This is a genomic window from Rhodoferax sp. GW821-FHT10B06 (assembly GCF_059415605.1).
On record NZ_JBWKNO010000009.1, the window covers coordinates 16,798 to 32,243 of the forward strand.

The 15,446-nt window shown below is 61.7% G+C and carries 8 protein-coding genes; 3 read left to right on the forward strand and 5 right to left on the reverse strand.

The annotated features are described in order from the left end of the window. Positions 1 to 12 precede the first annotated feature (12 nt). Positions 13 to 333 carry a c-type cytochrome gene (locus tag AC07O2_RS15105; protein ID WP_495076566.1) on the forward strand — a complete coding sequence of 107 codons (321 nt, stop codon included), beginning with the start codon at positions 13 to 15 and terminating at the stop codon, positions 331 to 333. Between the two features lie 116 nt (positions 334 to 449). Here AC07O2_RS15105 and acs read toward each other — a convergent pair whose 3' ends face one another. Further along, positions 450 to 2,447 (reverse strand): acetate--CoA ligase, encoded by a 1,998-nt coding sequence (gene acs / locus AC07O2_RS15110; RefSeq protein ID WP_495076567.1) that lies wholly within the window; start codon positions 2,445 to 2,447, stop codon positions 450 to 452. Between the two features lie 150 nt (positions 2,448 to 2,597). On the opposite strand from acs, the gene AC07O2_RS15115 reads away from it, so the two are divergent. Continuing rightward, a complete protein-coding gene (locus tag AC07O2_RS15115) occupies positions 2,598 to 3,200 on the forward strand; it encodes a TIGR00645 family protein (protein ID WP_495076568.1) in 603 nt (200 codons plus the stop codon). Positions 3,201 to 3,233: 33 nt separating this feature from the next. Here AC07O2_RS15115 and AC07O2_RS15120 read toward each other — a convergent pair whose 3' ends face one another. From AC07O2_RS15120 to AC07O2_RS15135, 4 genes are all read right to left on the reverse strand, one after another. After that, positions 3,234 to 6,440: a bifunctional diguanylate cyclase/phosphodiesterase gene (locus AC07O2_RS15120; protein ID WP_495076569.1), complete on the reverse strand. Its 3,207-nt coding sequence runs from the start codon at positions 6,438 to 6,440 to the stop codon at positions 3,234 to 3,236. A 96-nt stretch (positions 6,441 to 6,536) separates the two neighbouring features. Next, positions 6,537 to 7,496, reverse strand: coding sequence for an alpha-E domain-containing protein (locus AC07O2_RS15125; RefSeq protein WP_495076570.1), 960 nt, complete (start codon positions 7,494 to 7,496; stop codon positions 6,537 to 6,539). 32 nt (positions 7,497 to 7,528) lie between these two features. Continuing rightward, complete coding sequence (locus AC07O2_RS15130) at positions 7,529 to 9,034, reverse strand: circularly permuted type 2 ATP-grasp protein (protein ID WP_495076571.1); 1,506 nt, start codon at positions 9,032 to 9,034, stop codon at positions 7,529 to 7,531. Between the two features lie 127 nt (positions 9,035 to 9,161). Beyond that, on the reverse strand, positions 9,162 to 11,636 hold the full coding sequence (locus AC07O2_RS15135) for a DNA internalization-related competence protein ComEC/Rec2 (protein ID WP_495076572.1): 2,475 nt from the start codon (positions 11,634 to 11,636) through the stop codon (positions 9,162 to 9,164). 117 nt (positions 11,637 to 11,753) lie between these two features. Between AC07O2_RS15135 and AC07O2_RS15140 the strand changes: the two genes are divergently transcribed. Continuing rightward, positions 11,754 to 15,329, forward strand: coding sequence for a transglutaminase family protein (locus tag AC07O2_RS15140; protein WP_495076573.1), 3,576 nt, complete (start codon positions 11,754 to 11,756; stop codon positions 15,327 to 15,329). Positions 15,330 to 15,446 lie beyond the last annotated feature (117 nt).

A 15,446-nucleotide genomic window follows, 5' to 3' on the forward strand; every position in this document is an offset into this window, starting at 1 on the left:
CCACACCAGACAATGCTGCGCACACTACTCAGTTTGATGCTGGTCAGCAGCGTGACCAGCCCGGCCCTGGCAGACCTGGCGCTGGCCACCTCCCAGAACTGCCTGGGCTGCCACTCCGTCGACAGAAAAAAGGTAGGGCCAGCATTCAAAGACATAGCCGCCAAATACCAGACCGACAAGACCGCCGCCGACCGCCTGGCCAACACCATCCGCAAAGGCAGCGTGTGCCCATCTGGCAGTTGCAACTGGGGCCCACTACCCATGCCGGCGAATGAGCGCGTCAGCGAGGCCGATGCCAAAAAACTGGCAGCCTGGGTGCTGACGCTGAAATAAGGCAACGGTTCCGCCATAAAAAAAGCCCGCGGCATGTGCGCGGGCTTTCAAGCATTTTAGGCCTCTAGCGCAGATACTACCTGCGCCAGCAGCTATATAAAATATAGCAACACCAATTAATAGGTTTGCCCCAGCTGCCCCAGGATCGCCGGGTTCTCCAGCGTCGACGTGTCTTGCGTGACCGCTTCGCCCTTGGCCAGGTTGCGCAGCAGACGGCGCATGATTTTGCCGCTGCGGGTCTTGGGCAGGTTGTCGCCGAAGCGGATGTCCTTGGGCTTGGCGATGGGGCCAATTTCCTTGCCCACCCAGGCGCGCAGCTCGTTGGCGATCTGCTTGGCTTCATCACCCGTCGGGCAGCCGCGCTTGAGCACCACGAAGGCACAGATGGCTTCCCCGGTCAGATCATCCGGGCGACCCACCACGGCGGCTTCGGCCACCAGGGAGGTATGCGACACCAGGGCTGACTCAATCTCCATCGTGCCCATGCGGTGGCCGGACACGTTGAGCACGTCGTCAATACGGCCGGTGATGCGGAAGTAGCCACGGTCTGCACTGCGCACGGCGCCATCACCGGCCAGGTAGATCTTGCCGCCCATTTCCTCGGGAAAATAACTCTTCTTGTAACGCTCCGGGTCGTTCCAGATGGTGCGGATCATGCTGGGCCAGGGGCGTTTGACCACCAGCAGGCCACCCGTGCCGTTGGGAATGTCATTGCCCACCTCGTCCACGATGGCAGCCATGATGCCGGGCAAAGGCAAGGTGCAACTACCAGGCACCAACGGTGTGGCGCCGGGCATGGGCGACATCATGTGACCACCGGTTTCGGTCTGCCAGAAGGTATCCACAATTGGGCAACGCTCGTGGCCCACGTTCTTGTAGTACCACATCCAGGCCTCGGGGTTGATGGGCTCGCCGACCGAGCCGAGGATACGCAGGCTGTCCAGGTTGGAGCGGTCCGGGTGCACGGCGGGATCGGATTCAGCCGCCTTGATCAGCGAGCGGATGGCCGTAGGCGCGGTGTAGAAAATGCTGCACTTGTGGCGCTCGATCATCTGCCAGAAGCGGCCCGCATTCGGGTAGGTGGGAATGCCTTCAAAAATGATCTGCGTGGCGCCCGCCGCCAGCGGGCCGTAGGCCACATAGGTGTGGCCGGTGATCCAGCCAATGTCGGCGGTGCACCAGAACACGTCATCAGAACGCAGGTCGAAGGTCCAGTCCATGGTCAGCTTGGCCCACAGCAAGTAGCCGCCGGTACTGTGCTGCACGCCTTTGGGTTTGCCGGTGGAGCCCGAGGTGTAGAGGATGAACAGCGGGTGTTCAGCCCCCACCGTCACGGGCGGGCAATCGCTGCTCTGGCCAGCAATTGCCTGGGCAAAGGTCTTGTCGCGCCCGGCCACCATATTGCAGGCCGTGGGGGTACGCTCGTACACCAGGATAGATTTCACCGACTCGCAACCGCCCTGAGCCAGACCCTCATCCACGATGGCCTTGAGCGGCAGTTCCTTGCCGCCGCGCATCTGGTAGTTGGCGGTGATGACCGCCACGGCACCCGCGTCGATGATGCGTTCGTTCAAGGCCTTGGCCGAAAAGCCACCAAACACCACGCTGTGGGTCGCGCCAATGCGGGCGCAGGCTTGCATGGCGATCACGCCTTCCAGCGTCATGGGCATGTAGATCAGCACCCGGTCGCCTTTTTGAACGCCTTCGGCCTTCAGCGCATTCGCGAACTGGCTGACACGCGCCAGCAGCTCCTTGTAGCTGGTGTGCGTCACCTTGCCGTCATCCGCCTCGAAAATCACCGCGGTTTTGTTTTCGGTGGGCGTACCTATGTGCTTGTCCAGGCAATTGGCCGACGCGTTCAATTCGCCATCGGCAAACCACTGGTAGAACGGTGCGTTGGACTCATCCAGCGTCTGGGTAAACGGCTTGCTCCATTGCAGGTTTTCACGCGCCAAGCGGCTCCAGAAGCCTTCGAAGTCCTGCTCGGCTTCGGCACACAAAGCGTTATAGCCGGCCATACCTGAAATACGGGCCGACTGCACCATTGCGTCGCTAGGGGGGAATACACGGTTCTCGATCAACACGGATTCGATCGCAGAGCTGGAACTGGTCATGGATTTGTCTCCTCAGGGTGTAGTTGGTATGTACTGGGCGGTAATGTGAATCTTGGCTCTTACACGCCGCTGACATGCAAAGTAGGCAATGATCGACAGTATCCCCAATCCTACAATCCAGCCGTAAAGTTACCAATATTCTGCGCACATATGTCCGAACCCACTTCCTCTAAAAACGCTCCGCTCGGCCCCTTACCCAGCTTTATTTTTGCCAGCCGCTGGCTACAGCTGCCGCTCTACCTCGGCCTGATTGCCGCACAAGCGGTGTACGTGGTGCATTTTTTGATGGAGTTAATGCATCTGATACAGGCCACTTTGGGCGACCAGGACGCACTACAGATCCTCATTGCCAGCGTAGGCTACAAAAACACGACCGTTCCGACCGCGTTGAATGAAACCATCATCATGCTGGTCGTTCTGGCGCTCATCGATGTCGTGATGATCTCCAACCTGCTGATCATGGTCATTGTGGGGGGCTACGAAACCTTTGTCAGCCGCATGAACCTGGACGGCCACCCTGACCAGCCAGAATGGCTTAGCCATGTGAACGCCTCGGTGCTGAAGGTCAAGCTGGCGACCGCCATCATCGGTATTTCATCGATACATTTGCTGCGCACTTTTATCAACGCGGCAAATTACGAGGTAAAAGTTCTGATGTGGCAGACCATCATCCACGCCGTATTTCTACTCAGCGCGCTGGCCATCGCCTACACCGACAAGCTGCTGACGGCCACCCACAACGCTCGACATTAAGTCCAAGCGTATTGACGATCGCCGAGGGCGGGCTCACACAAGAAGACTGCGCCGCCGCTCGGCCCCTCGCTTACGCTCAATCAACCACTTCGCAAGCTCCTCAGCCGCCATAGGACGCGCAAAATAGTAGCCCTGCAGTTCGTCACAAGCCAAGGCCCTCAATTGACCGGCCACCTGCTCCCCCTCCACCCCTTCCGCCACCACCTTCAGGCCCAGGGTATGGCCCAAGGCAATGATGGCGCGAACAATCGCCAGGTCGGTCGGATCGGTCAACATGTCGCGCACAAAAGACTGGTCTATTTTCAGCTTGTCAATCGCAAAACGCTTGAGGTACGCCAGACTGGAATAGCCCGTCCCAAAGTCATCGATCGATAGCTGAATGCCCAAAGCCTTGAGCGCCACCAGCTGCTCCTCAGCCAGGTTGGTGTTGCCCATCAGTACGGACTCCGTGATCTCGATTTCCAGCGCCGCAGGCATGACACCGTGCTGCCGCAGACAATGGCGCACCTGCTCGGCAAGATCGCCGTCGGCCAACTGCAGTGCAGACAAATTGACCGACACACTGAGGCTGCTCAGTCCCTGCCCGTGCCAGCGTGCCAACTGCGAACAAGCCTGTTGCAGCACCCAGACTCCGATCGGGCGGATCAGGCCTGTCTCTTCGGCCAAGGAAATAAAACTGGCGGATGGCACAGCCCCCAGCTCCGGGTTGTCCCAGCGCAGCAAAGCCTCCACACCCACAACGTCCAGGGTATTGGCATTCACCTTGGGCTGGTACTGCAGGCTGAACTCGCCCAATGCCAACGCCTGGCGCAAGTGCTGCTCCAATACCAGCCGGTGCTGGGCCAATTGTTCGATCTCGGGCTCGTAGAAGCGCAGCATATCGCGCCCTGCATTCTTGGCCACATACATGGCGGCATCGGCCCGCCGCATCAGTTCATCCAGATCCATACCGTCTTCAGGGTACAGCGCCACACCCACACTGCAAGACACATGCAAGGCATTGCCCTCCACATGGTGTGTCTGCCGAATCAGCGGTATCAGCCGCTGTTCGACCATTTCTTGCACCTCACTACGTTCGACAATACCGCGCAATACGATCACATATTCATCGCCACCCAGCCGGCTGACCGTATCGCCAGCCCGCACCACCCGTGTCAGCCTGCTGGCCACGGACCGCAGCACGCCATCGCCAATATGGTGGCCCAAGGTGTCGTTGATGATCTTGAAGCGGTCCAGATCAATGAATAGCACTGCGACGCGATCGCCGTCGCGCCGCGCTGCTTGCAGGGCTTCTTCCAACCTCAGCACGCACAGGGCGCGGTTGGGCAACTCCGTCAATACGTCGTGCTGCGCCAGATACTGCACCCGGGCTTCGGTACGCTTGCGGTCGGTGATGTCTACGGATATGCCGATGTACTGAGACACTGCCCCCAGACGCGAGCCGTCCCGTACGGCCGACACCATCAGCCAGGCCGGATAAGTCTCGCCCGAACGCTTGAGAAAATTCACCTCGCCTTGCCAGGCATCACGCTCCTGCAAAAAGCCATCCAGGTGCTGCCCCAAGGTTGCGGCCTGTGGCCCTTCGATCAAAAACCCAAAGTGCTCACCAATCACCTCATAAAAATCGTAAGAGGTGCTGCGGCAAAACGCGCGGTTCACACTGAGTATTTTTTGCTTGGGATCCATGATGATGATGCCCTCCGACGAGGCCTCGAACACCTTGGCCCACAGCTCCAGGCGCTTCTCCATCACCTTCAGCACATTGACGGGGGTAAACGCCGTCAGCACCGCATCCCGCCCTTGAAACTGCAAGCGACGCGCTGACAACACGGCCCAGGACGGCTCGGCAGCACCCTGCCAGCGCACCTCGAATTCATCCACCTTACCCTGGTCGGACAGGTGCTGAAAAAACCGCGCACGCACGCCATGCTCCAGACCTGTTACCCAGGGGTCACGGGTGCGGCCCCCTAGCCACAGCTGGGCCGGTGCATTGGCATGCAGTACCTCGTGGTCGGGTACGGCAGTCACCACAAGGGCGATCGGGATAGCCTCCACCAAAGCCTGCTGCGCCTGGGCTGCACGGGTACGGGCCGCCGTCTCCTGCTGCACCATGCGCTGTTCGTCCAGCTGCGCCAGCATGCCATTGAAAGCGGTGACCAATTGGCCTATTTCATCCCGGCTGTGCCACACAGCGCGCCGCGTGTGGTCGCCGGTCTGGCGCACGGCATCAGCCACCAAAGCCAGTTGCTTCAGCGGCCGCGAGATCTGCCGGGCCACCGCATACACAAGGCTGAGAATGCAGGACAACAGCAGCAGTGCCGTGCCCAGGTCCAGCCACATGCGACTGAACAGCATATCCACGCGGTCATGCAGCAGGCGGTCCAAATCGGTTGCCGTGCTCGCCCAGGCCGTGCTCATCGCATCCAGCGTCTCGGTGTAATGGATGCCCAACTGCGCAAGTATCTGGGGATCAGAGTTGCCATCGGCCAGCTCCTGCACGGCAGTCAAAAATGCGCCCAGCCTTTGCTCCAGCAGCTTGCGTCCATTCTCCAGCGCTGCGCGCTGCACCGGTGTGCCTGCGGCAAATGCCTGGTTGTAGTCGGAACGAATACCCAAGGCCACGGCATCCAGTCGGCCAGCCAATATCAACAGCTCGGTGCGCCGGTCTGTCACGCCCGACGGAATTTTGTCTGCTGCAGGTGCCTTGGGAAGTATGCGTACGGTGTCGTTCAGCACCTCCAGCAACTCGGGAAAGCGCAGCACCACCAGGGACATGGCGTAGTAGCTATCCAGGTCCGGGTCCAGAATCAAATTCGACTGGTTGCCCACCGTGGTGAGCAGCTCGCGGCCTTGCCGCACCATGCCTTTCAAGGCATTTTGGCGCTCCACCTCGTCTACTCGGGCGGCGATACGCCAGGCGGAAATGAATTCCTGGCTGGCCTGGGCGGTTTTCAGCTCTTCGTCCAGGCTTTCGCGCAATTGCTGAAAGCGTTGCAACGCAATGTCACTCTGCCCGCTCTGCGATGGCAGAAAGGGCAACATCAATACATCTCGTACCGCCACGCTGTACGCAGTGCCTCTGATCTCCTTGCGGGTGAAATCAATGGACAGGTATTTTTCGTGGATCAGGATGCCGGACACATAAATGACCGCGGTCAGGTCCAGCAGGTAAATCAGCGTAAGTTTGCGCCCCACGCTCAAGCGCCCTAGCCAACGGGTGAACGTGTTGGTCAACGCCATGGCGTTAGGCGGGCTCCGGAATCAAGACGTGGAAAGAACTGCCCCGGTGGGCAATCCTTTCCAGTAGAGCTAAGTAAGATGCCAGCTCTCCGCCGCTCAGTTGGCGGTAGGAACCAAAAACTCTCGGCTGATGTACGCGCCCAGCTCATTCACCCGGTCCAGGAACTGGGTCAGGAAAGCATGCAAGCCGGTGGCCAGGATTTCATCGATACGGGCAAACTGCAAATCGGCACGCAGTTTGCCGGCGCGGCGCAGCGTCTCGCTGCCCGGGTCGCTGGACACCAGCAGCAGGTTGTTCAGCACCTCGTTCAAGCTGCCGTGCAGCGAACGCGGCATGTCGGCGCGCAGAATCAGCAGCTCGGCGACACGCTCTGGCTTGATCACATCGCGGTACACCTTGCGGTACACCTCGAAACCCGAGACGCTACGCAAAATAGCGCTCCAGTGGTAGAAGTCGTACTCCTGGTCCTTCTCATTGGCAGTGCCAAAGAAGTCGCTTTGCACCGCATGGAACTTGACATCCACCAGGCGCGCAGTGTTGTCGGCCCGCTCCAGGAATGTACCCAAGCGCAGGAAGTGAAATGCCTCGTCCTGCAGCATGGTGCCCAGGGTCACGCCGCGCGACAGATGCGAGCGGAACTTGACCCATTCGAAAAACTGCGCCGGGTCGTTTTCAAACTCGCCGGACTTCAGCATGCGGTTGACTTCCAACCAGGTGGTGTTCAGCGTCTCCCAGACCTCGGTGGTCAGGGTGCCACGCACCGCACGGGCATTCTCACGCGCCGCGCGCAGGCAGGAGATGATGGAGGATGGGTTTTCTTCGTCCTTCACCATGAACTCCATCACCGACTGCGAGGTGATGGCACCATGCTTTTCGGTGTAGGGGTGCAGCAGTTCGCTGATGGACAACAGGCCTTGCAGCCCCACCTGGGCCACTGCGTTGGACTGGGGCAGCAGGGCCGTTTGGTAGTTGATATCCAACATGCGCGCTGTGTTCTCCGCGCGCTCGGTGTAACGGGACATCCAGAATAAATGGTCAGCGGTGCGTGACAGCATGAGGTCGTTCCTTGTTCTGTGTGTCTACGTGTCTAGGATTGGGATTGGCTGTGCACGGCAGGCACGGTCGCGGGTACGGAGTCGTCCTCCAGAATCCAGGTGTCTTTGGTACCGCCGCCCTGGGACGAGTTCACCACCAGCGAGCCATCTTTCAGGGCCACGCGGGTCAAACCGCCGGGCACCATCTGTACTTCCTTGGCAGACAGCACAAACGGCCGCAAATCGATGTGGCGCGGCGCAATGCCAGACTCCACAAAGGTCGGGCAGCTCGACAGGCTGAGCGTGGGCTGGGCGATATAGCCGCTAGGGTTGGCCAGCAGCGCGGCACGGAACTCCTCAATCTCGGCCTTGGTCGATGCCGGCCCCACCAACATGCCGTAGCCGCCGGCGCCATGCACCTCCTTGACCACCAGGTCTTTCAGGTTGGCCAGGGTGTAGGCCAGGTCGTCCTTGTTGCGGCACATGAAGGTGGGCACGTTGTTCAGGATGGGCTTTTCACCCAGGTAGAACTCGATCATCTTGGGCACATAGGGATAGATGGACTTGTCGTCTGCCACGCCAGTACCCACGCCGTTGCAGATGGTCACGTTGCCGGCACGGTAGGCGGCCATCAGGCCGTCACAACCCAGGGTGGAGGTGGGGCGGAAGACCTGCGGGTCCAGGAAGTCGTCGTCCACGCGGCGGTAGATCACGTCCACCCGCTTCGGGCCACGTGTGGTGCGCATGTAGCAGAAGTTGTCCTTGACGAACAGGTCCTGGCCTTCGACCAGCTCGATACCCATTTGCTGCGCCAGGAAAGCATGCTCGAAGTAGGCGCTGTTGTACATGCCGGGGGTCAACACCACCACCGTCGGGTCGGCCGTGGCGGCGGGTGCCGAAGCACGCAAGGTCTCTAGCAGCAGGTCGGGGTAATGGGCCACCGGTGCCACGCGGTGGCTGCTGAAGAGGTCGGGGAAGAGGCGCATCATCATCTTGCGGTCTTCCAGCATGTAGCTCACACCGCTGGGCACGCGCAGATTGTCTTCCAGCACGTAGTACTCACCGTTGCCCTGGGCATCGGGGGCGCGCACGATGTCCACGCCGGAGATGTGCGAGTAGATGTTGTTCGGCACGTCCACGCCCATCATCTCGGGGCGGAACTGGGCGTTGTTCACCACCTGCTCGCGCGGGATGATGCCGGCCTTCAGAATTTCCTGGTCGTGGTAGACGTCGTGGATGAAGCGGTTCAAGGCGGTGACGCGTTGCACCAGGCCTTTTTCCATGCTGCCCCACTCGTGGGCAGGGATGATGCGGGGGATGAGGTCAAACGGGATCAGGCGCTCGGTGCCCGAGCCGTCCTCGTCCTTGGCACCGTACACGGCAAAGGTGATACCGACGCGGCGAAAGATCATCTCGGCCTCTTCACGCCGCTTGGCCATCATGTCGCCCGGCTGCTTGGCCAGCCATGCGTCATAGATCTTGTAGTGATCCCGGATCTGCTTTCCCTTAGAGAAAAACTCATACGGTAGCGCTGTATACATTTCGTCAAATTTCTGCATAAGTTTTCATCTCCTGAAACCAAAGAATAGCAAGTAACGAGCCATGTTGATGTGTAAATGCGCAACTCGCACAAATTAAGCGCACAACGCTGGGACCTATGTTCGCCGCATCCATCGTAACGACATTTCAGAGCGCTCCATCCGCCAACTGGTGCTGCCAATAGTGCGGCGCTTGCTGCCGATCGCAGACCACGCGCTGCGGCGCCACCGACTGCCAGGTGGCCGCCCCACAGTGGCTGCTGTCCACCACCTGGATGCCGCGCTCCTGGTAGCGCGCCAGTACTGGCGGTGCGGGGTGGCCAAAGCGGTTGCGGTAACCCGCTTGCACCAGCGCAAAACGGGGTCGCACCGCGTCCAGAAACGCCGGGCTGCTGGAAGTCTTGCTGCCGTGGTGGGGCACCAGCAGCACATCGGCCCGCAGGGTGTCCGCCCCACCCACCAAACGCGCCTCCTGGGGTTGCTCGATATCGGCCACCAGCAGGGCGGTATGTGCGCCGTTCGATACGCGTAGCACGCAGCTCAGCGCATTCGGTTTTGCGGGGCCGGCGTAGTCGCCCGCCAGGGGATGCAGTACGTCAAACCGCACGCCATCCCAGTCCCAACCCTGCCCGGCGGCACAGCGCGTGACCGAGCGCAGCGTTTGCAAAGGGTGGCCGGATTCAATGGAGCTCAGCAGCTCCGCCTGCGGCTGCAGCCCCAGCACCGAGGCCGCGCCGCCACTGTGGTCGCTGTCGCGGTGGCTGACCACCACCGTGTCCAGCGTCTCGGCCATGGCGCGCAGCAAAGGCAGCAGCACCCGCTGACCGGCATCGCTGTCCTGGCCCCAGCGCGGGCCCGTGTCGTATAGCAGGCTGTGGTGGGCCGTGCGCACCAGCACGGCATTGCCCTGGCCGATATCGGCCGCCAGCAATTCAAATTGACCTTCAGGCGGACGCGGCGACTGCCACAACAGCACCGGCAACAACATGGGCAAACCCAGCGCACGCACACTCCAGGGTACCGGCAACACCAGCACCACACCACCCAAAACGCCTGCAGCGCCCATCCACAGTGCGGGAGAAGCTACCGAAACCGTAGCAAATGGTAGCTGCACCAGATACTGCAAAACCCAGCCCAGGCCATCGATGCTGCCGGCTGCCAGCTGCCACACCGGCGGCAGCAGCACCCCCAGCATGCACAAGGGCGTGACCACCAGCGTCACCCAGGGAATGGCCAGCAGATTGGCCAGCAAGCCCACCACCGAGACCTGCTGGAACAGCAGCAGCGTCAAGGGCGTGAGTGCCAGCGTAATCGTCCACTGCTCACGCAACATGGAGCGGAATCGGCCTCCAGCGCTGGTATCACCTGCGCCAGCAGCTCCCAAATCTGTAGCAAACAGCACGGCCACCGCGACGAAACTCAGCCAGAACCCCGCCTGCAGCAAGGCCCAGGGATCAATCGCCACCACCACCGCACAAGCCAGCAGCCACACGGAGGGCCAGGGCCAGCTGCGGCCGCTCAGGCGCAATACGCCCACCGTCGCCAGCATCCATACCGTGCGCTGCGAGGGCACGCCCCAGCCACTGAATACCGCGTAGACCAGCGCCAACATCAACCCACCCACCAAAGCCACCTGCGGCACCGGCAGCCACAGGCCGGCGCGCCAGCCCAGCACATCGCTACGCCGCCACAGCCAACCCACCAAGCCCGCAGCCAGCCAGGCAAACATGGTCACGTGAAGCCCGGAGATGGACATCAAATGGGCTACGCCAGCGGCTCTGAACATATCCCAATCCGTTCGTTCGATGGCACCCTGGTCGCCCACCACCAGGGCCGCAATCACGCCGGCCAAATGGCGGTCCGCCACATGCAAATAAATGGCGTCGCGCACGGCCTGGCGCGCCCGCTCTACCGGGTGCCACCAAGTGCTGTCCAGCAGCTGAGGCGCTACATCGTTGGGGCCGGCACGCACATAGCCGGTGGCCTGCACGCCCTGCTCCCACAACCAAAGCTCAAAGTCGAATCCATGGGGATTGCGCCCGCCGTGCGGCGCCTTCAAGCGCAGTGTCATCTGCCAGCGTTGGGCGGCGCGCAGGTCTGGCAGCTGGCGCTGCAGCTCCCATTGCGTGGCGCTGCCACCCGCGCCGAAAGCCAGCACGCCGTCATACCAGGACAGGTCGATGCGCGGCGGCACGGCAACCGGCACATTGCCCATGCGGGCGGACTCCACTTCCAGCCGAAAACGCAGGCCCGACTCGGTACGCTGTGGCATCTGCGCCACCATCCCGACCACCGTGATGTCTCGCCCCTCCAGCGTGGGGTCAAGCGCGGTTTGGACAAAGGCCGAGCAGCGCAGGCCACACAACCCGAAGGCCAGCAGCAAGACACCCAGAAAAGCCAAGGCCCATCGGGCCATCCCATGCATCCAAGGCGCTGCGAAGGCTATTCTTTTGATAGCTACACATGCAATCAAAACAAGCGCTAGCAGCATGATCAACACATAAACCTGCCAAGACCACAGCTGCGCCTGCCCGAGCTGCAGTGCCGTACCCGCCACCCAGCCTGCCAAGCCAGGAGCCACCAGCACCACGCGTTTAATCTCAGACGGCCATGGGTTTTGCATAGAGTTATGTTGAACTGCCACAGTATCTACACATTCTCGTGGCTCAGGACTTGCTAGTATGCGGGCAGGCCAAGACGTTGTCTGGCCAGAACTTTCCAGCTACCAAGAGACACATACATGTCGATCCACGCCGCACTGAACCACGTTACGCACTATAAGTACGACCGCCCGGTCAACCTCGGCCCCCAAGTCATCCGTCTGCGCCCTGCCCCCCATTGCCGCAGCAATGTCATCTCTTACTCGCTGAAAATCGAACCCGCCAACCATTTCGTGAACTGGCAGCAGGACCCGTTCGCCAACTACCAGGCCCGCCTGGTGTTCCCCGAGAAAACCACCGAATTCAAGGTCACCGTGGACCTGGTGGTCGAAATGGCGGTGTACAACCCCTTCGACTACTTCCTGGAGCCCGAGGCCCAGCACTTTCCCTTCAAGTACAAGGACGGTCTAAAGGAAGAACTCTCTCCCTATCTGGCAACCGAGCCTGTCACGCCGCTGGTGCAAGCCTATCTGGACAAGCTGAATCTGGAGAAGCAGCCGACCAATGACTTTCTGGTCTCCATCAACCAACAGGTCCAGCACGACATCAAATACCTGATCCGCATGGAGCCCGGTGTGCAAACGCCGGAAGAAACCCTGGAGAAAGCCAGCGGCTCCTGCCGCGACTCCGGCTGGCTGCTGGTGCAGTTGCTGCGCCATTGCGGCCTGGCGGCACGCTTCGTATCTGGCTACCTGATCCAGCTGACCCCCGACGTGAAAGCCCTGGACGGCCCCAGCGGCACGACAGTGGATTTCACCGACCTGCACGCCTGGTGCGAAGTCTTCCTGCCCGGTGCCGGCTGGGTCGGCCTGGACGCCACCTCAGGCCTGTTTGCAGGCGAAGGCCACATCCCCCTGGCCTGCACGCCCCAGCCCTCCAGCGCCGCGCCGATTGAAGGCGGCGTGGACAAGGCCGAGGTCGAATTCGAACACCACATGCAGGTCACGCGCCTGTATGAATCGCCACGCGTCACCAAGCCCTATACCGACGAGCAATGGGCCGAGGTGCTGGCCCTGGGTGAAAAAGTGGACCAGGACCTGGTCGCCGGCGATGTGCGCCTGACCATGGGCGGCGAGCCCACCTTTGTCGCCGTGAACGACCGAGACGCCGCCGAATGGAATACCGATGCCCTGGGCCCCACGAAGCGCGGCTTCGCCACCGAGCTGGTGCAAAAGCTGCGCGACGAATACGGCCAGGGCGGTTTTCTGCACTTTGGCCAGGGCAAGTGGTACCCAGGCGAGCAACTGCCACGCTGGGCGTTGAATATCTTCTGGCGCGCCGACGGCCAACCCGTGTGGCGCAACCCCGCCCTGTTTGCCGATGAGCGCCAAGCCTCCAACTACACCAGCGAAGACGCACAGCGGTTCACCCAACGTCTGGCCGAAAACCTGGGCATCACCACCAAGTTCATCCTGCCCGCCTACGAAGACGTGTGGTACTACCTGTGGCGCGAGCGCCGCCTGCCTGTCAACGTAGACCCGTTCAACTCCAAGCTCAGCGACGAGATGGAACGCGCCCGCCTGCGCCGTGTTTTCGAGCAAAAGCTGGACTCGGTGATCGGCTATGTGCTGCCCGTGCGCCCCGCCGACGGCCCACGCCTGGCCGGCCCGGTGTGGACCACCGGCCCCTGGTTCCTGCGCGACGAGCGCATGTACCTGATGCCCGGCGATTCGCCCATGGGCTTCCGCCTGCCGCTGGACTCCTTGCCATGGGTCAGCGAGGCCGAGTTCCCCTACATGATCGAGCAGGACCCGTCGATTCCACGCCCCGGTCTGCCCGAATCCAGCAGCATTTACGCCCGCTACGCCAACCGGGCTGCGGCGCGCGCAGCAGGCTTCACCAGCAGCGCCACCGCCGTAGGCGGCCCGCTGCGTCCGACCCAGGTGCCCACCCTGACCGAACGTGCCAGCATGCCCTACCAGGCCGGTGGTACGCCGCAGCCCGAAGCCGCGCGGCAACGCCAGGACGGCTCGGCCAGCGCACTCGGCGCAGTGCCCCCGTTGGCGAACGCGTCCCGCCCCGGGCAAACCGAACCCGCCGACTTCAACCGCGTGCCGGCACGCAACGAGTCTGCATACTGGGTAGGACGTACCGCGCTGTGCGTGGAAGTACGCGACCCGCGCCGCGCCAGCGGCCCCAAGGCCGAAGCCGTGGGTACCAAGTCCGGCGTGATCTACGTCTTCATGCCGCCACTGGAGCTGCTGGAGGACTACATTGAACTGCTGTCCGCCGTGGAAAACACGGCCGAGCAACTCGGCGTCAAGCTGGTCCTCGAAGGCTACCCACCTCCGCGTGACCCGCGCCTGAAGCTGCTGGCCGTGACACCCGACCCTGGCGTGATCGAGGTCAACGTACACCCGGTCACCTCCTGGGGCGAGTTGGTCTACAACACCGAATTTCTGTACAACGCCGCATTTGAATCGCGTCTGAGCGCCGAGAAGTTCATGACCGATGGCCGCCACGTGGGCACCGGCGGCGGCAACCACTTCGTCATGGGTGGCGCCACCCCGGCGGAAAGCCCGTTCCTGCGCCGGCCCGAGCTGCTGACCAGCCTGCTGGTCTACTGGCACAACCATCCGTCGCTGAGCTATCTGTTCAGCGGCATGTTTGTCGGCCCGACCAGCCAGTCGCCACGCGTGGACGAGGCCCGCAACGACCAGCTCTACGAGCTGGAGATCGCGGTCGAGCAAGTCGCCAAGAACCGTGAAAAATATGGCCAAGACATGCCGCCATGGATCGTGGACCGCACACTGCGCAACATCCTGATCGACGCCACCGGCAACACCCACCGCAGCGAGTTCTCCATCGACAAGATGTACTCGCCCGACAGCGCCACGGGCCGCCTGGGCCTGCTGGAGTTCCGCGCGTTCGAGATGCCACCCCATGCCCGCATGAGCATTGCCCAACAGTTGCTGCTGCGCGCTCTGGTGGCCCGGTTCTGGAACGAACCGTACAAGGCGCCCGCCACGCGCTGGGGTACCGAGCTGCACGACCGCTTCATGCTGCCAACCTTCATCGAGATGGACTTCAACGACGTCATCGACGAGATGAACATGGCCGGCTACGCGTTCGACAAAAGCTGGTTCGCGCCGCACCTCGAATTCCGCTTCCCGCTGGTGGGCGACATCCAGACCCATGGCATGACGCTAACGCTTCGCAATGCGCTGGAGCCCTGGCATGTGCTGGGCGAAGAAAGCACGTCCAGCGGCACCGCCCGCTATGTGGATTCGTCCCTGGAGCGCATGGAAGTGCGCGTGACCGGCTTCAACCAAAGCCGCTACGTGGTCACCTGCAATGGCCATGCCGTGCCGCTGCAACCCACGGGCACCGTGGGCGAATATGTATCGGGCGTGCGCTACCGCGCCTGGAACCCGCCATCGGCCCTGCATCCGACCATCGGCATCCATGCGCCGCTGACCTTCGACATCGTGGACACCTGGATGAAGCACTCGGTAGGTGGCTGCCAGTACTTCGTGACCCATCCAGGCGGTGTGAACTACGAGAACTTCCCGGTCAATGCGAATACCGCAGAAAGCCGCCGTTTATCGCGCTTCACACGCATGGGCCATACCCCTGGCGAAATGCGCGTCCCCCCGGCCACCATCAACGTGCCCGGCAGCCGCGAGTTCCCATTCACCCTGGATCTGCGTCGCTGATCCACCCGCCGCCCGTAACGGGTGGCATATGTTTATGCACGGGGGCATCCGCCTGCGGCGTTTGCCCCCTCATCTGGTGTGACAATTGGGTGAATTGTGGAAAATCAGAACACCCCC